Here is a 25,366-nt window from a genome sequence, read left to right on the forward strand (position 1 = left end):
TGCCTGCCGACCGGTACCGCTACCCAACAATAAGCCGCGGCTTATTGAGTCAACGGGCTTGGCGTTACGGAGTAACGCGTGGCTCGTGGTCGAACACGATGGTGTAGTTGGTGGTGAAGAGGCCGGAAACACCATCCGCCGGCTTGGCTGCGGCCACGACCAGATCCGCCTGGGTACCTGGGGTGGAACTGGCGTCGTCGACCACTTCCAGCGGCGAACCGGTCAGCACCACACCGTTGAAGGTGTTCGTCAGTGCGATCGACGCAGTGCCGTTGGTCAACGAAGCAGGACCGCCTTCGATGTAGGCCTTGATCGAGCCATCCGTATTCTTCACATCGTAGGTAGCGCGCAGCGAACTCAGTTCACCGCTGACGGTGTTGTAGGCCATGGTTTCATCACGACCGAAGTTGGGATCACGCGGCTGGACATGAAACTGCTTGGTAGGAATGGTGGCCTTGATGTTGATGACGCTGGTGGCTTCGCCGGCAGCGAATACGCTGGAAGAGCCAATAGCCAGAGCGATCAGTGGCAGCACGAAAGCGGTCTTTTTAAGCATTTTAAGTACCTGTAATGACATCAGTCTTTAGTTGAGAAACGGTTTCTCGCGTCGCAACAAGACCCGTAATGCGTGTCTTGCGACGCCGGTAAATAGTCCCTCGAAAACCCATTTAACGATGCCAGCACATTCGTTTAACCGCGTAATTAATCACGACTGGGAAATACAGAAAAAAACAATATTATTCAATATGTTGAATATTAACTGTCATCCACGTATTACCTTTACAAGTAATCAACACTACTTAATTTATTCGCTTATCTGTAAGACATTAACTACACGCTCTGCAGGCGCCCACTATTCAAGCGTTTCGCCTAAAGGCGTACTTAATAAGTTTATTCCACATTCATAAAATCGCCATTTAACTGTCAAATAAATGATGGTAGTGCCGAAACGGATTGTGGGTCGTGGCGCCCCTTCGAAGCAGCTCTCGCCTTCCGGCACCGCTCGTCAGAAGATTTTGCATCCTTCGTAAGATATATCTTAAGTTGTATCGAAATCAGACAGGAGAACATCATCATGAGAGACCCTCATCACCACCGAGACCACGGTGACCGCCACGATGGCTTTGAAAAGCGCGCCGGCCGCGAACGCGGTGGGCGTGGCCCGCGTGTCTTCGCACCGGGTGATCTGAAACTGCTGCTGCCGGCGCTGATTGCCGAGCAGCCGTGCCACGGCTATGACTTGATCCGCCGCATCGAAACCCTGTTCGACGGCGCCTACAGCCCCAGCCCCGGGGTGATCTACCCCACGCTGACTTTCCTGGAAGAAAGCGAATTGATCGCCGGCGACGCCGAAGGTGGAAAAAAACGCTACACAATCACCGAGGCCGGTCGTCTCTTCCTAAGCGAACAGGCAGTGGCCCTCGACGGCATTCGCCTGCGCATGGACGTGAGCAAACGCTCGCTGCGCGGTCATGACCGCCCTGCGGAAATCCACGAGGCCGTGCACAACCTGCGCCATGCCTTGCATTCGCACCACGGGCGCTGGAGCCCGGAAGAAATCGTTCGTGTCGCGGCGCTGCTCAACGGCGCCGCCCAAGCCATTGCCGACGGGACAGCCCAATGAATACGCAAGCCATCCACCGCGTGACCCACGAAATCAAACGCCGCCGCCTTGAAGTATTGCGGGTAGTCGACCTCACCCCGCGCATGCGTCGCATCACCCTGGGCGGCCCGGAACTGGCGGGTTTTATCAGCCTGGGCAGTGACGATCACATCAAGCTGCTGTTCCCGCAGAGCGCTGCCGAACAAGCGGCGCTGGAAAGCCCGACCTTCAACATCAAGGGCGACGGCCCGCAACCGGCGATGCGCGACTACACGCCACGCCGCTTCGACCTGGACATCGGCGAACTGGACATCGACTTCGTGCTGCACGGCGACGGCCCGGCCTCCACCTGGGCCGAACAGGCCAAGGTCGGCCAGCACCTGTACATCGGCGGGCCACGGGGCTCGATGATCGTGCCGGATATGTTCGACAGCTATTTGCTGATCGGCGATGAGACGGCGATCCCGGCCATTGCTCGGCGCCTGGAAGAATTGCCGGCCGGGCGCAAGGTGCTGGCGGTGATCGAAATCGCCAATGCGGCGGAACGGCAGGCACTGGCAAGTGCTGCCGATGTGGAGGTGAAATGGGTCGTGCGCGGCCAGGACGACCTGCTCGACACCGTGCAGAAACTGACGCTGCCGAGCGGTTCGTTGTACAGCTTTGTCGCCACCGAAACCAGGCTGTCGCGCCAGGTCCGCCGGGTGCTGCTGGACACCCACAAGGTCAATGAGGCGTTCCTCAAGGCGGTGGGTTACTGGCGTGCGGAAGGCAGCGAAGAGGAGTAAGCCTCAGGGCACACCCATTACGAGGACACCGCTGCCGCTGACAACCCCAGCGGCAGGCAGTGAACCGGCACGCCTTACGAGGGAAAACGTTACATCGTCGCTCCCCACACTGTTGGTGATTTGGGTCAGGAATGAACCACCGACTTGAACCGCGCTTGCGCCACGAACCAGGCCCGTGCCCACGTCCGGGTTGGTCATGCGCAGCAGGCGCGTGTCGAACGACGAGGCGGTACCTTTGTAGGTGATGGTGATCGGCGTGGTAATCCCGCCGTCCGGGCATGAATAGGTGAGCCGGCGGTTGCTGCGGATGGTCGTGGTCAGCGGATCGGTACCTATTGCTCTTTGGTGCACATTGCCGAAGTCGATCTCGATCGGGTTGTTATTGTTGATCGTGCAGGTTGACGGGGAGATGGTGAAGTTGTTGGCAGCCGTATAAGTGACAGTGAGTTGCGGCCGTGTCGCGTCGTAATTGTTCGAGCTGGTGAGACGCAACAGGCCGAGGGTATCTCCTGTTCGTATATCGATCGGATTGGAGGGACTGTGACGCACCAGGATGTAGGGGGTGATATTGATCGGATAGCCGATCCCGTTGTTGGGCATGGTAGCCACCCGTATACCCGCCGGAACCGGGGTATTGAGGAAAGCGCCATTGATACGCAAACCACTCCGTTCACTGACGAACTTGGGGCCGGATGTCCAAGGTGTCCCAGAGGCATTGCCGGTTTCCCAATAGTCCGCCCCCCAAACGGGGCCTGCTCCAGCCGTAAACCGACATTCGAGCCGGGCACCTTCCATCAGGATCCTCGTGCGATCCGCATCGAGTCGTACCGTTACGGGGACGGTCAGATGAGTGACGCGCGCCCACTCACCGCCATTGACCCGACAGTCTACGGCCTGCGCGGTCGTGCTGACGCCAATCAGCAGGAGAAGCACAATGGCGCTGTCATATAGTCGTTTCATGTTGATCTCTCGTTGCTTATCTACACAGGCGCCATCCAGCGAACAATCAGTTCGTGCAGACCTGATTGATCTGAAGACCAATGCGTATGCGCCCGGTTGTTGAGCGTGTGAATTACGGATAATCCAGCGTAAAAGTAGAGGTCGCGGTATAGCTGCCGTGCCCTATGGTCTGGTCCCTGATGGCCGTTGGCTCCCCTTGCACGTAGGCTTTGAGTTCGATGACATTGCTGCCATTACTCAGTCCCTGTTCGTCGCTGGTTTTATTCAGCGGCAAGGGCTTGTTACCCGGCGTCTCTATACCGATCCCGATACCAGAGGCGCCGCTTCCGCCATCGAGTGCGAGCAACCCCGGAAGCTCCCGGTTTTCTACGCCGCCGAAGGTGATGGTTACCGTGTCGCCGATGCTGGTGTCGCAGTCCTCCAGGTGCAGCTTGAAACCTTTGCCCACCGAACGCGTATTGATGTAGAGGTGCTTGCTGGTCAGGTCCCAGAGTTCCAGGCTGATGGCCTCGTCACCCGGACGGATGGTGCAGGCTTCTTCAACCAGGTTGCCCTTGAAATTCAGGTTATCCGCCGCGTGTGCTTCGCAGATCAGGCCGAGGGCCGGCAGGCACGCCAGCACGGCGTACAGCCTGGCCCTACGAACAGTTTCATGTCCCATATCCAACTCCTACTGGTACTCGGCCAACAACGTCGCCACCGCGGTAAACCTGGCGGGGGCAAGCGTTGCACCGGGCTGTTTGACCGGCACGACTTCCAATACCGGCGGGGAAGACAGGGTGATGTCCAGTGGCGTATTGAGTCGAAACGGCAGGTTGTTTTGGAATATCCGAATACCCAGGTCAGGTGCACTGGTCTGCAATGCCGCGCCGTCGAACGTCGTGGGGGTACCGTTGACACTCAACTTGAGTACCCACGGGAGCGTGTCGACGCCACAATTGATGGTGTAACCCACCCCCCGGCGATATTTCACCCCATCGACCCGCTTGACCCCCACATCCCCAAAGTCGACTTCAATCTTGTTGCCCGCATCGATGGTGCAGGGCGGGGGCTCGTTAAGCGTTCCGCTGAACGTTACGTTGGCCGACGCACTATGGCAGAGGCCGATGGAACACAAAGCGAGCAAGGCTCGCTGCTGCCAGCATGTCATTGCGCGCTCCTCATCACTGGTAATCGATCACGAAGGTGGCGGCAGCATCGAATGCGCCTCCCACCAGCCGGCTGCCCGCGCGCTTGACAGGCACCGCCTGCACCACGGGAAAGTTCGGATAGGTAAAATTCACGTTCGAATTCAGCGGCCAGTCAGCGCCATTGAGCGATAGCTTGACCCCCAGGTCCGGGTTGCGGGTCGAGAGCACACGCCCATCGAACGAAGCCCCGGTCCCCCTGAGCTGAAGGGTCATCGCGTTACTGAACGGGGCGTCACAGGTGACGGTGTAAGGCACGTTGCGACGGTAGTTGACCCCGTCGATCCGTGACGTAAGAAGGTCATTGCCAAAAGGCACATTGAGCGTACCGCCGCCATTGATGACGCAGGGCGGAGGCGCAATGATGACTGCGCGGATGATCAGGCTGGTCTCGGCCTGCGCGCCTTGACTGACCGCCCACAACAGGCCCCCCGCGATAAGAATGGCCCGCGAGCCGACTGACTTAGCCATTGTTCTGCCCTTACTCATAACTGAGCCTGAAATCCACCACCGCCCGAAACGCTCCGCTGGTCAACGGCGCGGCGGTACGCGTGGGTTGAACATTCCACGTCTGGGTCGTGCTGCCCTCGCTCAGATACAACGGTTCGCCCCTGGAACCCAGCTGTACATCGCGTCCCAGGGCATCGGTCAACCGCAGTCCCATCCCGGTGATGCCTTGCACTTTGACCAGTCGTGGGTCGTCGGCATCGGCAGGGGCAACAAACGTCACCGACAACACCGGTTGGTGAGCGCTCCATGCCAGGTTCCCGGTACGTTCGCTGCGGATACTGCCTGCGGTGCGCTGGCAATCCTGAAAACGCAGTTGAAACGGCTTCGATGGGGCCTGATCGCCAGGTCGTTGCAGCTGACTGGTAGACACGGCGCCCAAGTCGACCGTTTGATGCAGCGATGTCATCTCCAGCGTGCAAGGGGACTCATGCATGGATCCGGAAACGTTCAACCGGCCACGCTGGCCATCGATTCCATCGTCATCCTCAGCGCCCGCGCGCGTTGCCAGGACCAGTAACACACAGCCCAGGACTTTCACGTTGTGCAACTTCATGACGCTCTCCCGCTGCAGGCTGCTACTCATTAGGCGTCGAGACTTGCAAGTTCACCTTGCATGTTTCGCCCGTGCAGGTGAACGCCAGTAATGGACGCCCGCCGTAGTCATTCACGTAGGCCAGGTAGGGTGAATTGCCCAGCGCCTTGGCCGTCGGCCCGAGGGTTTGCGTGCCTTTAGGCGGGATCATCACGGGCTCGAAACCCGGCACGGTCTTGCCGTCTTTACTGCTGCGAGCATCCACCAGAGACACGTAGTAAGGCGTAGGGTTGTTCACCTGGTAACGGTCGCCCTGGCGGGTCAGGGTCAGCTTTTCCTGCCAGGGGTTGGACAGGTCTTGCTGACTGGGAGCGATGGCCTGCGGTCGGTAGAACAATTTAATCCGGGTCTGCAGCGCGATTTGCAGGGTGTTGGATTTGTCGCTGCGCGGTGGAATCTCCCGCAGGTTGAAGTAGTAGACCGTCTCGCGATCCTGCGGCAACGACTTGGCCGCCGGCAACGCCTGCACTTTCACCTGGCTTTGCTTGCCGGGCTCCAAGCGTTGAACCGGCGGCAGCACGATCAAGGGCGAGGTGATCTTGTTGCCCTCCTCGTCCTCGATCCAGCCTTGGGCCAGGTACGGCAGTTGGGTGTTGTTATTGGTGATATTCACGCTGGTCGCATCCTTGCCACCGTCAAAAATCACCCGGGTTCGGTCCAGGCCAACCGCGGCGCCGGCACTCTGGCTCAGGCCCAGAGCCAGCAGTGCGAAGACCAGGAGTGTGGGGTGCGTATTGAGCATCATGAGGCGTTGTTCTCCGTATCGGTACGCTTCCCGGTCAGCGCTGCTGGCTCGGGTGAGGATTGATCAGTGGCTACGCTCTGGCAGCGCAATTGCAAGGCATCGGTCAAGCTGTCTGCGGGCAGCGCGACGGGCAGCGTGAGCAGGCAGCGTTCGATGCCGCCCCAACTGACGATCATTTGCTCACCGGCCTGAATACCGCTCAGGTAAACAGCGCCACCGTCGTTCACAATCCCGGTGTCCTGCTGTTTTGTGTTCTTCACCGTCGCGCCGAAGGGCGGTGCACTGCCATCCGGCAGGCGCAGGACAGCCATGGCCTTCTCACCGGCAATCACGTCCAGGGACCGATAACCAATGGCCCCTTCGGTAAGGGTCAGTTGGGTCACCGATTGAGTGGCTTCAACGTTGCTCGGCAGGTTCTCCAGGTCGACACTGGCGGCCGTACGCTGGTAGCTGCTGATATCAGAAATCACTGCCTTGCCGAACGCGTTGGTGCGGGTCGATGTGCCGTAACCACGCACAGGCACATCGGGCACCCCCCCGGTGTCGAGCATCAGGCGGGTGCCACCGGTGCCATTGGTTCGGTGCAGCGCCGCACCGTAGGGCGTGAGCGTGCCACCGCCGCGAATGGATGCACTGAGGGTCCTGCCACTGCCTTCCTGGGTGCTGGCGCTGAGATCGATGTCGGCCTGGTCGCCGATATGACTCAGGTAGCCGCTGACGGAGCGGTCGCTTGCATTGAGCTGGTAGCTGTTGCGCTCATCGAGGCGATCGCTGTAGCGCGTCGAGAAACTCTCTTTACCCGAGGTCCTGTTGGCGTCCAGCGACAGGGTGCCGCTGCGCCCCAACGGCAGGCTGACCGTCAGCGCCATTCCGTTATCCTTGTAGGCATACTCCTGGGTGCGAAACATGTTCAGGGACAGGCTCATGTTCCTGACGGTTCCCACATTGAAGTAGCGCGACATCGACAGGTTCCAACGCTGAGTGTCCGGGCGCCCCCAATACGTCTGCTTGTTGTAGCTGGCGTAGACGGTCGCCCCAAGGTCACGAAACTGCTTGTTGAGCGTCACCGTATACAGGGCCTTGCTGTCGCCAATCGGCTTCCAGCCCTCGATGTATTCACCGCGCTCGATCCCGCCGCGCTCACCGTTCAAACCGTAATGACGGGCGTCCAGGTATTCGCTCATGCTCAAGTAGTTTTTCTCGGAAAACCGGTAACCGGCAAACGTGACCTGGCTGTCGTACTGCTCGAAGTGCTTGGAGTATTGAAGACGGTAGGATTTGCCCGAGAGTGTCTGGTTCCACACACTGGCGTGGGACTGGGTGGCATCCAGCGATACGGCGCCGAACGCCAGCAGGTCGCGACCGACCCCGACAGACAATGCGCGGTAGTTGTTATCCGTTATCCCGCCGCCAAACAGCGACCAGCCATTGCTGATCCCCCAGGAGAATTCGCCGGTGCCGAAAACGCTGCCGTTGGCACCGTACTGAAGATCGGACGGGCGCCCGGTCGCCAGCTTGTATCGAACGTGCCCAGGACGTGTCAGGTAGGGAACGCCTGCCGTATCGATCTGGAAGGTCTGAACCGAACCGTCCTGCTCCTCGACCCGCACATCCAGAGTGCCACTCACGGCATCGCTGAGGTCCTGAATGCGATAAGGGCCTGCGGCGACCAGCGTTTCATACAGCACGCGGCCCTTCTGGCTGATGATGATTCTTGCGTTGGTCTTGGCGACCCCGACGACTTCCGGTGCGTAGCCGCGCAGGTTGGGTGGCAGTTGGCTTTGATCCGAGATCAGTGAAGCACCGGTAAAACGGAAGCTGTCGAAGATGTCCGAGTACAGGTAGTCCTCTCCGACCGTCAAGCGTGCCTTCAGTGCAGGCACTGCGCGATAGGCGTAGTAACGACTCCACTCCAACTGTTGTTGATCCCTGGGTGCCCCCTCCACGCCTTTCTCGATCCGCCCCTGCCAGTCGGCCCTCAGGCGCCAGGCCCCGGCATTGGCGCCAAGGGTTCCGTTACCACTGAGGTTGTTGCGGGTGCCGTCATTCTTTTGATAGCTGGACTGCGCCGTCATGTTGTAGTCAACCAACAGCCCCGGCACACCCTCATCCCACCGGGACGGCGGATCCCAATGGATGGCGCTGTACTCGAGGTAGGCCTGGGGCAGGTTGATATTCAGTGTGGAGGTGGCCAGGTCGCCACTGACCTCCATGCCAGGCAAACTTTCGGTATCCAGGCACTCGCCGTTTTTCCACCATTTGAGTTTGGCCGCGTCCGACGCCTTGAGACCCAATTGATCGACAAGATCCAGCGATAAACATGCCTGGCTGCCTTTAGGGTCATTATCGGGGGGATAGAAAGCCACCGATTGCTCAGCAATGGGCTGGGCATTGATCTGCACGACCATCGAATAGGTGCCCGGCAGAATAAACCCGCTGCGGGCAAACTGAGACAAGTCAATATTAGTGCGATCACTCAGATCAAGAACATCAGTATTAAACTCAATATCCCCAGCAGCCAGTGCAGTGCCTGCTAATGATATCAACCCGCCAAAAAGGCTTGGGCGCAGCGTATTTTTGACCTTCGCTGTATTTAACATGCAAGCAACCCATCAACGTTCAAAAATATTCCAACTTGAATCGCACGGCAGTACGGTGGGCTCCGGCCACTATGGGCAATCCGTTACCGACAAAATGAAGCGTGTAGTGCAGCGTCATATCGCCTTCCGTTAACGGATGTGGAGTCATCGGCTGACCCGGAACACTTAACTGGCCAGCGGAATCCTCAATATTCAGCGCAACGCCTTGGGAGCCACCAAAGACCGCAAAAGAACGACCACCTCTATCCGTGGGGCCGTCAAACGTCACCCGAAGGTGCTGCCAGTCGGGCAGCGTCACCCCTGGACGGGATGGATCGGTACGACTCAAGGTGCAATTGACCAGGCGCAACTGGAAGGACTGGTCCTGGCCCCTGGCGCGCCGCAGGAAGCGGCCAATGGGCTCGGGGTCCATATCGATGGTTTGATCGACGCTGACCAACTCCAGCCCGCAGGCCGAGTCGACGACCTCTCCTCCCAGCGTGACAAGCCCATCACCTTGAGCAGGCTCCTGGGCAACCACCCCAGGGCTGATGAACATCGCCAAAGAAGAGGAGATAGCGAGACTTATGAATGTTTTCACCTGTGCCTCCACCAGCCTCCCCCGCCACGCTGGGTGGCGGGGGAAAACGCTTACTGATAAGCCAAGGTGAAGTTGGTCACCGCACTGAAGTCGCCTGGCACGATGTCGCCCGTGGCAGCGCCTTGTACATAGGCACCGAACTCCAGTGTGTTGTCACCGGCGGCAATCACTTGCGGCGTGGTAGCCACGCCCAATTCAACGGGTTTACTGCCATGGGTCATCATGATGCCCACATTGCCCGCGCTCCCGACGGTGCCCAGCGCACCCGGCACAACGCTCGATGGCGCTCCGGTGAAGGTGGTGGTCACGGTGTTATCGGTGAGACCCGCCAGGTCGCAGCCCTCAAGTTCAATCAGCAGGCGACGCGGCTCGGACTTCCCGCCCGCTTGCAATTGATGTTTTGCGATCGCGCCAAGGGGAATGGTCTGATCGACCGAATCAGGCTTGATAGAGCAGGCACCCGAATGGACCGACCCCAAGAACGTGACAGTTCCGTCCGCCGCCTGGGCAACGGACATCGACCCCACCAACAGCCCGATAGAGAACAGCGCGGTTTTCATTTTAGCTTTCATTTATAGATGCCCACATGAGTAATAAACGTTGTTTAAGTGATTCCGCCGCCATGGCGCACAGAATTCCTCTATTTATTCCAATTACTTGTATTGCAAACCAGCTCATTTGAAGCCAGGCGATTATCCCGGCCAATTTTAAAAAACATAAGTCGTCCAGTTCTTCTAATTTCGTAGCCTTGCAACACTCGGACACATAGGAAAAATATGGCAAATTGCCAAAACTTTAAAATTACCCGTAAGAATTAGACTACATCAGCTTTAGTTGTAGAAACTTGTCTTCAGATATCACTGTAAGAGAGGGATTACATTCAACGAAAAATAACAACGTTTACTGGAGCACATCAACTAACATGTTGATAAGTGCGCGACGTGGCGAAACACCGTTCAATGGAAAACCATGGACGGTGCGCAACGGGGGGAATGGCAAAGCTTAGAGCCTGAGGGAAGGGAGTTGCTCCCTGCCCAGAGATCTGTACAGGTTAAATTCGAGGTGACTTCAAGGTCTTGTCCAGGCCGACCGCCGCCAGGGCAACCAGCACAAACCCCAGCAGGATCCCCCCGGCATTCACAAACACTTGTGGATAACCCAGGGTGCCGACATCGATGAACGGGTACTGGTACTGCCCGAGCAAATCCCCACGCAGCAGCACATAGCCGAAGTACACCAGCGGGTAGATGACCCACAGGCCAATGTGCTTGAGGCGCAACTGGCCCTTGGGCACGCAGCGCCACCAGTACAGCACGAACAGCAGCGGCATCACGTCGTGCAGCAGTTCATCGGCGATCCATTGAAAGCCTTCGGGCTGCCACAGATGGCGCAGCAACAGGCTGTAGGCCAGGCCCACCACCACGATGCTGACGGCGATGCCGCTGCTGACGCCGGGGGCGAGGAAAAACCGCCTGGCTGCAGAATCGCGCTTCACCCACGCATAGCTCAGCACCACCGCTGCCAGGGTATTGGTCAGCACCGTGAAGAAACTGAAGAAGTTGATCAGCCCGCCGAGCAGGCTGGCGCCGGACTCCCAGCGCGAATAGAAAATCAGGTATTGCTGAATCGCCAGGCCCACCCAACCGGTCAGCGCCGCTGCCGCCACATACCGCTTCATGAGGTCAATCCAGCGGGCGTTTGGTGCGCATCAGCTTGACGTACAAGCCTTCGACCTTCTCCCGCGCCCATGGGGTCTTGCGCAGGAACGTCAGGCTCGACTTGATGCTCGGGTCGCTCTTGAAGCAACGGATATCAATGCGTTCGGCCAGGCCTGCCCATTCGTAGTGTTCCACCAGGGTGGTGAGGACGTGTTGCAGGGTCACGCCGTGGAGGGGGTCGTTGTTTGTCGCGGTCATGCCGGGCCTATGAAAAAGTGCTCACGAAGGCGCACACCTTATCACTCCGCCCTGGCAGGTAAAAAAGTTCCCGCTCCCGGCAAAAAAGAGATGTTATATTGTAACCATGTATACCAAATCTTTTCGTCGTTTTGCCAAGGAATGTCCGATGTCCCTCTCCTCCCTGTGGCGCTTGTCGCCGCTCGCCGCCGCCCTGTTGATCAGCTCGGAAGCCCACGCCCTGGAACTGCAACCCCAAGTCATCACCGGCAACCCGCTGGGCAGCGAGCAACTCGCCTCGCCGACCACCGTGCTGGAGGGCGATGAGCTGACCCTGCAACAAAAAGGCAGCCTCGGCGAAACCCTGAACAAGCAGCCGGGCGTGTCGTCTTCGTACTTTGGCCCGGGCGCCAGCCGGCCGATCATCCGGGGCCAGGACGGTGACCGCATTCGCATCCTGCGCAATGGCGTGGGGGCGTTGGATGCCTCGTCACTGTCCTACGACCATGCGGTGCCGCTGGACCCGGTGAATGTCGAGCGCATCGAAATCGTACGCGGCCCGGCAGCGCTGTTGTACGGCGGCAGCGCCATCGGTGGCGTGGTCAACACCTTCGACAACCGCATCCCCACCGAAGCCATCGAGGGCATCCACGGCGCCGGTGAACTGCGCTACGGCGGCGCCGACACCACGCGCAGCAGTGCGGGCAAGCTGGAAGCCGGCAATGGCACCTTCGCCTTGCACCTGGATGCCAACGCGCGGGAATTCAACGACCTGAAAATCCCCGGCCAGGCCCGCAGCCGCCACGCCCCGGACAGCGACGACGCACCCGGCAGGAACGGCCGCCTGGGCAACAGCGACGGGCGCCAGGACGGTGGCGCGGTAGGCGGTTCCTACACCTGGGACGACGGTTACGCCGGGCTGTCCTACAGCAACTACGACAGCAACTACGGCTCCCCGGCCGAGCAGGATGTGCGCATCCGCATGCAGCAGGATCACTACGGGTTCGCGTCCGAAATCCGCAACCTGCAAGGCCCGTTTACCTCGGTCAAGGTCGACGCCGGCTACACCGACTACGAGCACCGCGAAATCGAAGGCGGCGAAACCGGTACGGTCTTCAAGAACAAGGGCTACGAAGCCCGCGTCGAAGCCCGTCACCAGCCGCTCGGCCCATTCGACGGCGTGGTCGGTGCACAGGTGACGCGCAACGAGTTCTCGGCCTTGGGCGAAGAAGCCTTCGTGCCGCAGACCGACACCAACGCCGGCGCGCTGTTTATCCTCGAAGAAATGCAGGCCACCGACCGCCTGAAACTCAGCCTCGGCGGGCGCCTGGAACACACCCGCATCGACCCCGACGCCAAGGGCAACGAACGCTTCGCCGGCGCCGACAGGAGCAACCACTTCACCGCCGGCAGCCTGTCGTCGGGCGCGGTGTATACCCTCACGCCGATCTGGTCCGTGGCCGCGACCCTGGGCTACACCGAGCGCGCACCGACCTTCTACGAGCTGTACGCCAACGGTGCCCACGTCGCCACCGGCACCTATGAGTTGGGCGACGCCAACCTGAAGAAAGAGAAAGCCGTGTCCAGCGACCTGGCCCTGCGCTTTGACACCGGCACCCACAAGGGCAGCTTCGGCGTGTTCTACAGCCACTTCTCCAATTACATCGGTTTGCTGGGCACCGGTCGTACGCTGAACGACGAAGGCGAAGAAGACGCTAGTGGCATCCCCGAGTACGAATATTCCGGTGTGCGCGCACGTTTCGCCGGCTTCGAGGCCCAGGATCACTGGAAGCTCGGCGAAGGCGCCTACGGCAAGTTCGCGCTGGAGCTGTCAGGCGACTACACCCGCGCCACCAACCTGGACACCGGCGAAGCCTTGCCACGCATCGCGCCGCTGCGCTTGAACAGCGGCCTGCTGTGGGAACTGGACCGCTGGCAGGCGCGCATCGACATCGAGCACGCGGCCGGGCAAGGGCGCGTGCCGGATAACGAGAGCGGTACCGATGGCTACACCACCCTGGGCGCGAGCGCGGGCTATCGCTTCAATGTCGGCGGCAGTCAATGGCTGGCGTTTGTGAACGGTGAAAACCTGACCAACCAGACCGTGCGCTACGCCAGCTCGATCCTGCGCGATATCGCGCCGGCACCGGGGCGCAGCGTGCAATTGGGCATCCGCACTACCTTCTGAACACACTGAAATGCCCCTGTGGGAGGAGGCTTACCCCCTCCCACCGTTATTGGGCAGCGACGATCTGTCACTGTTACCAAATCTGAAATGATGCATCTTGCGATTCGTGCTTTCTCTTGGTGCGCCAGCGCTTTATCCTTATCGGCAATAACCTGAAACGTTTCACTCCCCCGGCCGACCCCACTTTGCTGATTATTCCTACCCGCCAAGACAGCGCTGTCTTACACCGACCTGCGCACGGGAATAAATCGCCCACCTGTGGATAAGTCCGTTATCCACAGAAAAACGTAATTAACGCTGAACCAAGCCCGTGTCGAATCGTCATCTACAGTGAAGAAACACGGGGATACATAATTCCAACGTAACGGAGAAACACAACTATGAGCACTGACGGTGCTTCACGTCCGAGCCGCCTGCTGCCGAGGCTGCTAGGCGTCTTGCTGCTGATCATGGGCCTGGCCTTGCTGGCCGGCGGCGTCAAGCTGAGCCTGCTCGGCGGGACGCTGTACTACCTGCTGGCCGGTATCGGCATCACCCTGACCGGCCTGCTGCTGCTGGCCACCCGCCGCGCCGCGCTGGGTCTGTACGCACTGGTGCTGTTCGCCAGCACCGTATGGGCCCTGTGGGAAGTCGGCCTGGATTGGTGGCAACTGGTGCCGCGTCTGGCGCTGCTGTTCGCCCTGGGCATCGTCATGCTGCTCCCGTGGTTTCGCCGTCCGTTGCTGCGCGGCCAACCTGCCCCGCTGGGCACTGGCGCGCTGAGCGTGGCCGTGGTGCTGGCCGGTGCAACCGCCCTGGCCAGCCAATTCACCAACCCCGGTGAAATGGTCAAGACCGGTCAACTGGACCGCGACGCGGTACCGGGCATGGCCAGCGCTGCACCGTCCCAGGCCGATGGCGACTGGAACTCCTACGGCCGCTCGGCCTACGGTGATCGTTACTCGCCATTGGCGCAGATCACTCCGGAAAACGCGCACAAGCTGGTACCGGCATGGACCTATCGCACCGGCGACATCCCCGGCCCGAACGATCCAGGCGAGACCACCGCGGAAAACACCCCGCTGAAAGTCAACGGCATGCTCTACGTGTGCACGCCCCACAGCCAGGTGATTGCGCTGGACCCGGACACCGGCAAGGAAATCTGGCGCTTCGATCCGAAGATCAGCAGCCAGGGCGCCGAAAACTTCAAGGGTTGGGCGCACATGACCTGCCGTGGCGTGTCGTATCACGATGACGCCGCCTACGCTTCCGAGCAGAGCCCGACCGGCAGCGCCAGCCCGGCTGCCGCGCCGAATGCCTGCCCGAAACGCATCTTCGTGCCGACCGCCGACACCCGCCTGATCGCCCTGAACGCCGACACCGGCAAGATGTGCGAAGACTTCGGTGACAAAGGCCAGGTCGACCTGCGTGCCAACATCGGCAGCTTCGCCCCAGGCGGTTACTACTCCACTTCGCCACCGGCCGTGACCAAAAACCTGGTGGTAATCGGTGGCCACGTCACCGACAACGTCTCCACCGACGAGCCCAGCGGCGTGATCCGCGCGTTCGACGTGCACACCGGCAAGCTGGTGTGGAACTGGGACAGCGGCAACCCGGACGACACCACCCCGTTGGCCGAAGGCAAGACTTACACCCGCAACTCGCCGAACATGTGGTCCATGTTCGCCGTGGATGAAAAACTCGGCATGCTCTACCTGCCGATGGGCAACCAGATGCCCGACCAGTACGGCGGTGACCGTACCGACGATTCCGAGAAATACGCTGCGGGCCTGACCGCCCTGGACATCGACAGCGGCCACGTGAAGTGGACCTTCCAGTTCACTCACCATGACCTGTGGGACATGGACGTCGGCGGCCAGCCGTCGCTGATCGACGTCAAGACCGAAGCCGGCGTGAAGCAAGCGGTGATGGCGTCGACCAAGCAAGGCAGCATCTACGTGCTGGACCGCGCCACCGGCCAGCCGGTGGTGCCGATCCACGAAGTGGCCGTGCCCCAGGGCGCTGTCGCGGGCGACCGTACTTCCCCGACCCAGCCGAAGTCCGAGCTGAACTTCATGCCCCCCCCCCTCAAGGAGCGTGACATGTGGGGCGTGACGCCGTTCGACCAGATGCTGTGCCGCATCGATTTCAAATCCATGCGCTACGACGGTCCGTTCACCCCGCCATCGCTGCAAGGTTCGATCGTTTACCCAGGTAACTTCGGCGTGTTCGACTGGGGCGGCATTTCCGTCGACCCGGTACGCCAGATCGCCTTCGTGAACCCGAGCTACATGGCGTTCAAATCCAAGCTGATCCCGGCGGCCGATATCGCCAAGCAAGGCCCGCGCGTCAGCGAAACCCAGGGCGTGCAGCCGAACAAAGGCGCGCCGTACGGCGTGATCCTCGAAGCACTGCTGTCGCCTCTGGGCCTGCCGTGCCAGGCACCGGCGTGGGGTTACGTGGCCGCGGTCGACCTGACCACCCACCAGACCATCTGGATGCACAAGAACGGTACCGTGCGTGACAGCTCGCCGGTTCCGGTCCCGCTGACCATGGGCGTACCGAGCCTGGGCGGCACCTTCACCACCGCCGGTGGCGTGTCGTTCCTCAGCGGTACCCTCGACCAGTACCTGCGTGCCTATGACGTGAAAAACGGCAAGCAGTTGTGGGAAGGCCGCCTGCCCGCCGGCGCGCAAACCACCCCGATGACCTACACCGGCAAGGACGGCAAGCAGTACGTGCTGGTCATGGCGGGTGGTCATGGTTCCCTGGGGACCAAGCAGGGTGACTACGTGATGGCGTTCAAACTGCCGGATTAAGCAACACTGACGGCAAAACAAAGGCGGCTACCCTCACAGGTAGCCGCCTTTTTCATGGGTGGAGCAGGATTCACTGTGGGAGGGGGCTTGCCGGGATCAGTGTTCGATCACTTCGCCACGCATTGCCGCCAGGCGGGCGATCAGGCGACCATTATCGGCCAGAATTATTTGCACGATCAGGTCGGCCAGGCAGGCCGATCACAAAAAAGCAGCCGTTCCAATCATCATTCGCCCTGTGACGGGCACATCTTAAGAATTGACCCCTTGAATGCTAAATTGCACATCAATTTCATAGTTCTCAATCTCCTGATAACTAGCAAAAACATGAAGTTCACCTTCAAGCCTCTTAATCGACTGAAAGTTCTTTAACTCAAGCCAACCGCTGACAGCAGAATGCTCCCTCTCATGAATATCCCGATAATATATACATCCCTTCCAACCTGACTCGCCTACTTTATAGGTTCCGGTGGCGGGTTCACGATCGTCCATTATGATCTGTAGAAAATAATCGCTGGTATGAGCGTGTTCTGGATCTTTTCCGCCAATAGTAATAATAGGATGACGGTTGGTTCTATGAAAATAATGAGCTTCCAGCGGAAATTCTTTTTCGGCATCGAGGTTTTTTATAGTTCCCTTCAAGGAGCCCTTGACGTTTTTTTCATTTCCATCAGGGATTTTACGGAGAGATGAATAATCAAAAGTCGACATAATAAACACTCCTGCAGAGGACGTTGACTCGCTCAACCAAGGCGACAGTCTCAACCGCATAAAAGCATAAAAAAAAACCAAAATAACCTGTTAGAAATAACAGCCCTTCATATCAATCCGTAATTACTGACGGACGCTTTAGAGTTAAAAATATTACACACCTGCTCGCCTTCTGTTGCCTTAAAGCGGCTGCCGCTCGCGCCGCATCCACATCTCGAACGCCATGGCATTGAGCGGCCGGCTGATCAGATAGCCCTGGGCCGTATCGCAGTTCCACTGCTTGAGCAGCTTGAGGCTGGGCTCGAATTCCACACCTTCGGCCACCACCTTGAGCCCCAGGTTGTGGCTCATTTCGATGGTCGAACGCACGATCACGCCGTCGCCGCTGGTACTGTCGAGGTTGCGCACGAAGGATTGGTCGATCTTCAACTCCTGCACCGGCAGGCGCTGCAGTTGCGCCAGGGAGGAATAGCCGGTGCCGAAGTCATCCACCGACAGGCTGATGCCGCAGCCGCGCAGTTGCTCCAGCACGCTCAAGGCTTGCTGCGGGTTGTGCATGATCGCGCTTTCGGTGATTTCGAAAATCAGCTGCCGGGCCGCCACGCCGTACTGCATCAGCAAGGTGCTGACGCGGATCGCCAGGTCGTCATCGGCCAGGTCATCCACCGAGATGTTCACCGACAATTGAATGTGCATGCCGCGCTGCGACCACTCGCCGATCTGGCGGATGGCTTCTTCGATCACCCACAGGGTCAGGCCGCCCATGCTGCCGGTGCGCTCGGCCAGGGGGATGAACTCGGCGGGCGACACCAGCCCCAGGGTGGGATGCTGCCAGCGCAGCAGGGCTTCGGCCTGGCACACCTCGCCATGCTTGAGGTCGAGCTTGGGCTGGTAGCACAGGTACAGCTCGCCTTCGACGACGGCCCGGCGCAGGTCGCGGATCAGCGTGATCTGGCGCTGGTGGGCGAGGTCGCGGTCCTGCTGGTAGATCTGCAGATAACCCGGCAGCGTCGCCGCATCGTGGCGGGCGATGGCGGCGCGACTGATCAACTCTTCCACCTGCTGGCCATCGGCGGGGTAGGCGGCGATGCCGATGCTGACTTCGTGGCGCACTTCATCATTGCCGATGCGCTGGGGCTCGGTAAGCAGCGCGTAGAGGCGGTCGGCGCGGGCCACGGCGCGATCGATCTCGGTGTTTTCCAGCAACAGCAAGAACTCGCTGCCGGTGATGCGCGCCGCCGTGTCGCTGGCCAGCAGGCTCATGGACAGGCAGCGGCTGGCTTCGCGCAGCATGTCCTCGACCCCCTCCGGGCCGAAGCCTTCGTTGATCACCCGGTAGTTTTCGATGCCCAGGTACAGCAATACCACCGGCCGCCGGGCACTGATCGCACTGCCCAGGCGTTCCATGGCCAGGGCTCGGTTGGGCAGGCCGGTGAGCGGATCATGCAGGGCGTTATGGGCCAGTTGCCGTTCGCGCACGGCGATGCCGCTTTGCATGGCATTGAAGGCGCGGGCCAGCAAACCGAACTCATCGTGGCTGCGTACCCGCACCGGCGTGCGGTAATCACCGGCGCCGATGCGCCCCGCCGCCTCCACGAGGGCGTTGAGCGGGCGCGACACCCGCCGCGCCAGGAACAGCGCGCCGGCCAACGACACCAGCAGCACCGCCAGGGCAATCCCGAGAAACTGCCGGTCCAGCGGCGCAAAGGATTCCAGCGCATGGTCCAGCGGGCTTTGCAGCAATACGCGCACGTCATCGCCGTCGCCGGTATTGGCCAATGGAAGCACGCGGCTGAGCACGCGCTGACCGTGGAACCCATGGATCTGTGCCTCAGGGTTGAGCGGAGCGTCGTGCAGCAGGCTGAGGGCGGTGGCCCGGTACGCGTCGGGCTGGGTGCTGAACAGCGGGCCGGGCGTGCCGTCCTGCACACTGAGAAACGACACTTCCAGGTTGCTCATGGAGCGCAGTTCATAGGCGAACAGTTGGTCCATGGCAAAGCCCATCACGATGCGCGCGATGGGCAACGGGTCGTGCACTTCATCCTGCACCAGCAGGTAAGGCCGCCCGTCCAGGGCCACGATCACCATGTGCAGGCCATTGCGGCGCGCATGGCGCAAGGCGGCGTCATAGGGGAACGGCTGGCCGCGGGTGAGGATGGGGAGTGTGCTGACCATGACCTTGCCATCCAGGCCCAGCACAAACACGTCGCTGGAACGGATGCCGGTGCCGTGGCGCCGCAGTGCCGCCAGGATCGGCGCAGGGTTGCCCTCGGCCACGGCGTGCTTGAACGGACCATCGCCGGCGAGCCAGTCGAGCCCGTATTGCAAGCGCCGCCCGCGCAGGTCCAGCAGACGCTCGAATACCTGGGTTCCGGTTTTCAGTTGGACTTGTGCCTGGTTCTCCACGGCACGACGGGTGGCGCTCTTGACGGCGAAATAGGTGGCGGCGACCACCACCAGCAGCAACAGCGCCAACACCCCGGCAATACGGGTTTGAAAGGTATGGCGCCATGTCATGGCAGTGCCCTCCGGCAGCGTTCGCCGCTCGCCGCCGCGTCCCTTAGTCATGTGCATTCCTTGCGCCCTGACCTGCTGTCAAAAAAACATCCATTTAGACTGGACTTTTTGTTTTAGCAGATTAGCTGGGACATCGCATAAGCGCACCGAATAAAACCGGGGATTTAACTGTCATTTTATTGGCGACAACCGCTTGGCCATATCCGTCTATCAGCTGCGGGCGCGCATGAAGTCCCCCCAACGCCGCACCAGATAGTTGTGCTCATCCATGACCGAGTTCCACACCGCAATATGCCCCATGCGCTGCTCATAGGAGCCGCCATCGCGCACCTCGCCGATATCGATCAACGGCAACCCATCACTGCCGAGCAGCTCCTCCCGCGCAGGCTTGCCGGCGTACCAGTAATCCCACTCGGCACTGCTCAGGTGATCACGGCTGCGCGCCGGGTTGCCGATGTAGTAACCCTGGCGCGCCATCACCGCGCCCGGCCAGCCGGACAACCACCAATTGAGGTACGCGTAGGCCGCGTCCAGCACCGGCCCCTGGGCATGGCGCGACAATGACAAGCCGCCGAACCAGGCGCGATAGCCTTCGCGGGGCACCGCCAGGCGGTATTTCACCCCGGCGCGGTGCAGGCGCATCAAGGTTGGCGACCACAGGCTCTGAATATCGATGCTCGGGCTGAGCATCAGTTGCGCCGCCTCCTCATCGTCGGACCAGAACGCGGCGAAATGCCCTTCCTTCTGCTTGCGCACCAGAATATCGGCGAGCACGTCGATCTCTTCGATGCTCATATTGCCGATGTCGTTGAAGCGCGCCAGCCCCGCGCCCTGCACCGCCAGCGCAGCATCCAGGGCGCCGATGGCGGCATCGCTCTGCAGCGCCGTGCGGGCGCGCCAGGCCGGGTCCAGCAGCCAGCCCCAGCTTTCGTTACCGTGGCAAAAACCCTCGGGCAGGCGCTCGGGGCGGTAGGCGAAGCTGTCGGCATTGTGGGTCAAGGGCAGCATGCTGATGCGCTCGGTGACGGTGCTGCCGAGGCTGCCGTCGTGCTGCACGAACAGGCGCTCACTGGGCACGCTGCCGCTGCCCAGGCGGTCGTTGGGCGACAGCCGACCGCGTTTGGGCAGGTCATTGATCTCGTGCCACAGCGCGATGCGCCGCGTGTCGATGGGCTGGATCGCCCGGGCCGGCCACACGAAGTCGACGTTGTGAAACCATTGGTCGTACAGGTCGTAGCTGTCGGGCTGCATCACCGCAATGCGCTGGGCCTGTTCGACGTCGTGCACCTGGTACACCAGGCGAATCCCCAGTTCCTGTTCGGCGCGCACCCGCAGGCATTCGAGCAAAGTAACCGAGGTGCCGAGCACTCGTAAGGTGATCATCCGGCGAACCGCCGTGAGAACACCTCAAAGGAACGCCGCAGCAACGTTGGGTCGAGACCGCGCAGGATAAACACCAGGCGCGATTGCCGCTCGGTGCCTGGCCACGCGGGCAGATGGACCGGGGCATGCAGGCAATGCTGCACGCCATGAATGACGATGGGGGCGTTACTGGCGTTCACGTTGAGCAGTCCTTTGACGCGAAGGATTCGTTCGCCGTGGCATCTTAACAGCATCGACAACCACACCCCGAAGCCGACCCAGTCCAGCGGCTGGTCGAAGGTCATACTGCACACCTGGGCCGTACCGTGGGTGGCGCTGGTGGTCTGGTGCAATTGCCAGCGGCTGACTTCCAGGGCGGGTTCGGCACTGCGCAGGCCTTCACCGAGCAACAGTTGGTCGCCGCTGTGGATGGCGTGGGTATCGAGGATCGGCGTACCGGCGTTGAGTGCCTGCAGGTGCGCACGCAGCGGTTCACAGTCATCCACAAGATCAGTCTTGCTCAGCAGCAAACGGTCTGCCGCCGCGACCTGGGCCAGCCATTCCGGGTGCAGGCGTTCCTGCAACGCGGCGTGGCTGGCATCGACCAGCGTCACCACCAGGCCGATATGAAAACGCCCGCGCAGTTGCACGTCGTTGTTCAAGGTGGCGAGGATCGGGGCCGGGTCGGCCAGGCCGGTGGTCTCCAGGATCACCCGTTTGAACGCAGGAATTTCGCCACGCTCGCGGCGTTGCAAGAGGCCGAGCAACGCGTCCTTGAGCTCGCCACGGATGGAGCAGCAGATGCAGCCGCTGGGCAGCAGCACGGTGTCCGGCGCGACTTCTTCCACCAGCAGATGGTCGATACCGACATCGCCGAACTCGTTGATCAGCAACGCGGTGTCGCCCAGGCTTTCGCCTTGCAGCAGGCGCTGGAGCAAGGTGGTTTTGCCGCTGCCGAGAAAACCGGTGATCACATTTAGAGCAATGCTCATATTTACCTCCACGCCCGGTAGGAGCGAGCTTGCTCGCGAAAAACCCGAGAGCGCCACGTACATCCAGACAACACGCGTTATCGTTGACGTTTTTCGCGAGCAAGCTCGCTCCTACAGTGGGGTGTTTTCCAGGTGGTCAAGTAGACGCGGATCAAGGGGATCCAAAGGCCGGCCGAGCATGGTTTCAGCCGCCTGCCAGAGTTGATCCAAGCCGCTCGCCAGTGCCTGTTTACCGGTGGCGCCCAACAGCAGATAAGACGCACCCTGGAAGTCTTCGACCTTGAGCCGGAACACCGCCAGGATCTGGTTGATCGCGGCGATACGGCGCAGGCGTTCGCGGCGCCTGGGCAGTTCATCGCCCAGGGGATCACTCCAGTGCAGGTCTTCGCCGAGCAGTCCGCAGAGTCCGCACATGGCTACACCCCGCTCATGGCATGACATCGCCGGAGTTCGGGCCCAGAGTCTGACCGACGAACAGGTTGCCGCCCGGCTCGCTGGCCAGCAGCACGGCGGTAGGCGCCACTTCATCCGCCAGGCCGAAGCGTCCCAAAGGCAATTCAGCGGCCTTGGCGCGCTTCCAGTCGGCGCTGATACCGCCCACTAACGGCGTCTCGATCGGCCCGGGGGCGATGGCGTTGACCAGCACATTGTCCTTGGCCACTTCCAGGGCCAGGGACTTGGTAAAACCGATGACCCCGGCCTTGGCGGCCGCGTAGTGGGTGAGTTCGGCACCGCCCTTGATGCCCAGTTGCGACGCCACGTTGATGATCCGCCCCCAACGCTGCGCCAACATATGCGGCAAGGCGCGCTGGCTGGCGACGAACACACTGGTGAGGTCGACGCGCAGCATGTCGTTCCACATCTCGATGGACAGGTCGACGCAACGCGCCTGGGTGAGCATCCCGGCATTGTTGACCAGGATATCGATGCCGCCGAAACGTTCGACGCAACGGTCGACACTGGCCTGGGCGCCTTCCACCGTGCCCACATCGGCCACGCACTCGACCACTTCGGCGCCCAGGTTGCGGCAAGCGGTCGCGGTTTCGGCGAGGCTGGCGGGGTTGCGGTCGGCCAGTAACAGCCGCGCGCCTTCAACGGCATAGGCGCGGGCGATGGCGGCACCGATGCCGCTGCCGGCACCGGTGATCACGGCACGGCGGTTATCTAGTTGAGGCATATGAAAATCTCCTGAAGCAAACACAGCCCTCTCCCACATTTGGATTGAGTACATCAGTCAGGCCAGCGCACGGTGAGGCCGCCGTCGATGACGATGCTCTGCCCGGTCAAATAACTCGACGCTTCACTGGTCAAGAACTGCACCAACGACGCCACTTCATCCGCGCGCCCTACCCGCCCCAACGGAATCGCTCGAGCAGCCTTTGCCAGACCTTCCGGCCCCAGCGAGTTCTTCGCATCCAGCGACTGCGGCGTCTCGATCAACCCCGGGATTACTGCATTGCAGCGAATGCCCAGGGGCGCCAGTTCCACCGCCAGCGAACGGCACAACCCCGGCACACCGGCCTTGGCTGCGGCGTAATGGCTGTGGTCCTGCCAGCCATACACGCCGCCGGCAATCGAAGAGATCGCCACCAGCGCGCCACCTTCGTTCATATGCCGCGTCGCCGCGCGGAAGGTGCGCATCACCCCGGTCAGGTCGACATTGAGCATCTCGTTCCATAACTCGTCGGTCATTTCCAGCAGCGGCGCACGGCGCAGCAAACCGGCGTTGGCCACCGCGTAATCCAGCCGGCCGAAATGCTGCACCGCCTGCTCGGCCAGGGCGTCCACCGAGGCGGTATCGCCCACGTCCAGCGGCAACATCAGGCACTCGCCCCCCGCCTCTTCCACCAACGACACGGTGGTGCCCGGGTCGTGGGGATCGGCCGGGTAATACCCGCCCACCACCGCCACGCCGCTGTGGGCATAGGCCACGGCGAGGGCTTGGCCGATGCCACTGGCGGCGCCGGTAATCAAGGCAACTTTACGGCTCATCGAACTCTCCTTACTGAACGGTTTCCGGACGCACATGGCGTGCGGCAAACATCAGGGCGCCGGACAAGAAGCATGGCAGCGCGCCGAACCACAGCGCGGCGGTCTGCCAGTCACTGCCGGCGGACAACACCTGGGTCGCACCAAAGCCCGCGACCACGGCACCAATCGGGCCCATGGCATGGATGATCGCGCCGCCGGTGGCGCGGATGCTGGTGGGGAAACTTTCACTGATGAAGAACAGCGCCGCCGAGTACGGCCCGATCAGGAAGAACAGGCCCAGGCTGTACAGCCCGACCACCATCGGCATATTGCTTGGGCCAAACAGCATGCCGGCAAACGCCAGGCCGCCGAGCATCCAGCCCAGGCCGATCACATTGCGGCGGCCGATCTTGTCGCCCATCCAGCCGTGGCTGAGGTAGCCGCAGTAACCCACCAGGTTGGACAGCACGAGGATGATCAGCGAGTTCTCGAACGAGATGTGGTGCACGCTGACGATCACCGAAGTGCCGAGCACGCTGAACACCTGGATCGCTGCCCAGTTGAGCAGCAGCGCAGCGCCGATCACCAGGGTGGCGCGACGGGCCGGGCCACGGAAGGCCGCCTTGAGACCGGCCTTGCTGTGTTCGTCGTAGTCCACGCCATAGGTCACGGCAACGTTTTGCGCTTCGGTCACCGCGCCGCTTTTACGCAGTTGGCTGATGCGCTGGTGGATCTGGAATTGCGGGCTCTCCTTGAGCTTACGCGCCATGATCGCGATCACCACCGCCGGGATCGCGGCGAAGATGAAGCAACCCTGCCAGCCGATGATCGGCAGCAACAGCGCGGTCAAGCCGGCGGCAATCAACGCGCCGACCGGCCAGCCGCCCTGCACCAGACTGTAGATGAAGCCGCGACGCTTGGTCAGGCGCGGGTCTTCCGAGGCGCCATACAGCTCGGTCAAATAAGTGGCGTTGACGGTTTCTTCGGCATACCCCAGGCCGCCCAGCGAACGGATCAGAATCAGCGGCGACTTGCCCCACGCGCCGCCAATGGCGGTCAGCGCCGAGCACAGTGCGGAACCGGCCACGGTGAAAATAATCCCTTTGCGTCGCCCCAGCTTGTCGACGATCGGCCCGATGGCCAAGGCGACCACGGCGGTACCCACCGCCACCCAGGTCGCGATTTCAGCCTGCTCCACTTCCCCCCAGCCGAAGTGCCGGCCGATCTCCGGCAGCAAGGTGCCGAACAGGATGAAGTCATACACCGCAAACACCCAGGCGAAAAACGCGATCCAGGTGGCGAAGCGCACTTCCTGGGACGTCAGTTGCCGGGGTTTCCAGCCAGTCAGGTCAAGCTTGTTGTAGATGGACATA

Annotated in this window: 24 protein-coding genes; 4 read left to right on the top strand and 20 right to left on the bottom strand. The window is 61.0% G+C overall.

Translation table 11 applies throughout. The annotated features are described in order from the left end of the window. Positions 1-64: 64 nt before the first annotated feature. Positions 65-556, bottom strand: coding sequence for a CS1 type fimbrial major subunit (locus tag AC07OP_RS03950; RefSeq protein WP_115487695.1), 492 nt, complete (start codon positions 554-556; stop codon positions 65-67). A gap of 519 nt (positions 557-1,075) precedes the next feature. Here AC07OP_RS03950 and AC07OP_RS03955 point away from each other — a divergent pair. Together AC07OP_RS03955 and AC07OP_RS03960 are read left to right on the top strand one after the other, a co-directional pair. Further along, positions 1,076-1,624, top strand: coding sequence for a PadR family transcriptional regulator (locus tag AC07OP_RS03955; protein WP_065938658.1), 549 nt, complete (start codon positions 1,076-1,078; stop codon positions 1,622-1,624). Next, positions 1,621-2,388: a siderophore-interacting protein gene (locus tag AC07OP_RS03960; protein WP_495100915.1), complete on the top strand. Its 768-nt coding sequence runs from the start codon at positions 1,621-1,623 to the stop codon at positions 2,386-2,388. Before AC07OP_RS03955 ends, AC07OP_RS03960 begins: the two co-directional genes overlap by 4 nt. A gap of 3 nt (positions 2,389-2,391) precedes the next feature. On the opposite strand, the gene AC07OP_RS03965 is transcribed toward AC07OP_RS03960, so the two are convergent. From AC07OP_RS03965 to AC07OP_RS04015, 11 genes are all read right to left on the bottom strand, one after another. Further along, a complete protein-coding gene (locus tag AC07OP_RS03965; protein ID WP_115487693.1) occupies positions 2,392-3,348 on the bottom strand; it encodes a fimbrial protein in 957 nt (318 codons plus the stop codon). Positions 3,349-3,460: 112 nt separating this feature from the next. Continuing rightward, positions 3,461-4,009 (bottom strand): fimbrial protein, encoded by a 549-nt coding sequence (locus tag AC07OP_RS03970; protein ID WP_115487692.1) that lies wholly within the window; start codon positions 4,007-4,009, stop codon positions 3,461-3,463. Between the two features lie 9 nt (positions 4,010-4,018). Beyond that, positions 4,019-4,498: a fimbrial protein gene (locus tag AC07OP_RS03975; RefSeq protein WP_065926568.1), complete on the bottom strand. Its 480-nt coding sequence runs from the start codon at positions 4,496-4,498 to the stop codon at positions 4,019-4,021. Positions 4,499-4,511: 13 nt separating this feature from the next. Continuing rightward, positions 4,512-5,006, bottom strand: a complete 495-nt coding sequence (locus AC07OP_RS03980) for a fimbrial protein (protein ID WP_495100914.1) — start codon at positions 5,004-5,006, stop codon at positions 4,512-4,514. Between the two features lie 10 nt (positions 5,007-5,016). After that, positions 5,017-5,598, bottom strand: coding sequence for a fimbrial protein (locus AC07OP_RS03985; RefSeq protein ID WP_495100913.1), 582 nt, complete (start codon positions 5,596-5,598; stop codon positions 5,017-5,019). A gap of 22 nt (positions 5,599-5,620) precedes the next feature. Continuing rightward, a complete protein-coding gene (locus AC07OP_RS03990) occupies positions 5,621-6,382 on the bottom strand; it encodes a fimbria/pilus periplasmic chaperone (protein ID WP_065926571.1) in 762 nt (253 codons plus the stop codon). Beyond that, positions 6,379-8,982, bottom strand: a complete 2,604-nt coding sequence (locus AC07OP_RS03995) for an outer membrane usher protein (protein WP_168209007.1) — start codon at positions 8,980-8,982, stop codon at positions 6,379-6,381. Before AC07OP_RS03995 ends, AC07OP_RS03990 begins: the two co-directional genes overlap by 4 nt. Positions 8,983-9,001: 19 nt before the next feature. Further along, the gene (locus AC07OP_RS04000) at positions 9,002-9,562 is read right to left on the bottom strand and encodes a fimbrial protein (RefSeq protein ID WP_092487319.1); all 561 of its coding nucleotides are present in this window, start codon (positions 9,560-9,562) and stop codon (positions 9,002-9,004) included. A 50-nt stretch (positions 9,563-9,612) separates the two neighbouring features. Further along, positions 9,613-10,122, bottom strand: coding sequence for a fimbrial protein (locus AC07OP_RS04005; RefSeq protein WP_065926573.1), 510 nt, complete (start codon positions 10,120-10,122; stop codon positions 9,613-9,615). A gap of 491 nt (positions 10,123-10,613) precedes the next feature. Beyond that, positions 10,614-11,240 (bottom strand): Pr6Pr family membrane protein, encoded by a 627-nt coding sequence (locus tag AC07OP_RS04010; protein ID WP_115487690.1) that lies wholly within the window; start codon positions 11,238-11,240, stop codon positions 10,614-10,616. A gap of 4 nt (positions 11,241-11,244) precedes the next feature. Further along, positions 11,245-11,478 carry a VF530 family protein gene (locus AC07OP_RS04015; RefSeq protein WP_027604640.1) on the bottom strand — a complete coding sequence of 78 codons (234 nt, stop codon included), beginning with the start codon at positions 11,476-11,478 and terminating at the stop codon, positions 11,245-11,247. Between the two features lie 148 nt (positions 11,479-11,626). On the opposite strand from AC07OP_RS04015, the gene AC07OP_RS04020 reads away from it, so the two are divergent. Beyond that, positions 11,627-13,645: a TonB-dependent receptor gene (locus AC07OP_RS04020; protein WP_495100912.1), complete on the top strand. Its 2,019-nt coding sequence runs from the start codon at positions 11,627-11,629 to the stop codon at positions 13,643-13,645. A 380-nt stretch (positions 13,646-14,025) separates the two neighbouring features. Further along, positions 14,026-16,443, top strand: coding sequence for a glucose/quinate/shikimate family membrane-bound PQQ-dependent dehydrogenase (locus tag AC07OP_RS04025; RefSeq protein ID WP_495100911.1), 2,418 nt, complete (start codon positions 14,026-14,028; stop codon positions 16,441-16,443). A gap of 249 nt (positions 16,444-16,692) precedes the next feature. Here the strand turns inward: AC07OP_RS04025 and AC07OP_RS04030 are convergent, their stop codons facing one another. The 8 genes from AC07OP_RS04030 to AC07OP_RS04065 form a co-directional block, all read right to left on the bottom strand. Beyond that, on the bottom strand, positions 16,693-17,151 hold the full coding sequence (locus tag AC07OP_RS04030; protein WP_495100910.1) for a hypothetical protein: 459 nt from the start codon (positions 17,149-17,151) through the stop codon (positions 16,693-16,695). A 180-nt stretch (positions 17,152-17,331) separates the two neighbouring features. Further along, positions 17,332-19,668, bottom strand: coding sequence for a putative bifunctional diguanylate cyclase/phosphodiesterase (locus AC07OP_RS04035; protein WP_495101044.1), 2,337 nt, complete (start codon positions 19,666-19,668; stop codon positions 17,332-17,334). A gap of 210 nt (positions 19,669-19,878) precedes the next feature. Beyond that, positions 19,879-21,051, bottom strand: a complete 1,173-nt coding sequence (locus tag AC07OP_RS04040) for an ABC transporter substrate-binding protein (RefSeq protein ID WP_065926582.1) — start codon at positions 21,049-21,051, stop codon at positions 19,879-19,881. After that, on the bottom strand, positions 21,048-22,022 hold the full coding sequence (locus tag AC07OP_RS04045) for a CobW family GTP-binding protein (RefSeq protein ID WP_115487685.1): 975 nt from the start codon (positions 22,020-22,022) through the stop codon (positions 21,048-21,050). The genes AC07OP_RS04040 and AC07OP_RS04045 overlap by 4 nt, the downstream gene beginning before the upstream one ends. 111 nt (positions 22,023-22,133) lie before the next feature. Next, positions 22,134-22,436 carry a hypothetical protein gene (locus tag AC07OP_RS04050; RefSeq protein ID WP_115487684.1) on the bottom strand — a complete coding sequence of 101 codons (303 nt, stop codon included), beginning with the start codon at positions 22,434-22,436 and terminating at the stop codon, positions 22,134-22,136. A gap of 13 nt (positions 22,437-22,449) precedes the next feature. Continuing rightward, positions 22,450-23,199, bottom strand: coding sequence for an SDR family NAD(P)-dependent oxidoreductase (locus AC07OP_RS04055; protein WP_495100909.1), 750 nt, complete (start codon positions 23,197-23,199; stop codon positions 22,450-22,452). A 53-nt stretch (positions 23,200-23,252) separates the two neighbouring features. Then, positions 23,253-24,014 (bottom strand): SDR family NAD(P)-dependent oxidoreductase, encoded by a 762-nt coding sequence (locus tag AC07OP_RS04060; RefSeq protein ID WP_495100908.1) that lies wholly within the window; start codon positions 24,012-24,014, stop codon positions 23,253-23,255. A gap of 10 nt (positions 24,015-24,024) precedes the next feature. After that, entirely contained in the window at positions 24,025-25,365 is a 1,341-nt protein-coding gene (locus AC07OP_RS04065) for an MFS transporter (protein ID WP_065948897.1), read from the bottom strand. Position 25,366 lies beyond the last annotated feature (1 nt).

The organism is Pseudomonas sp. GW821-FHT09D08 (genome assembly GCF_059416305.1).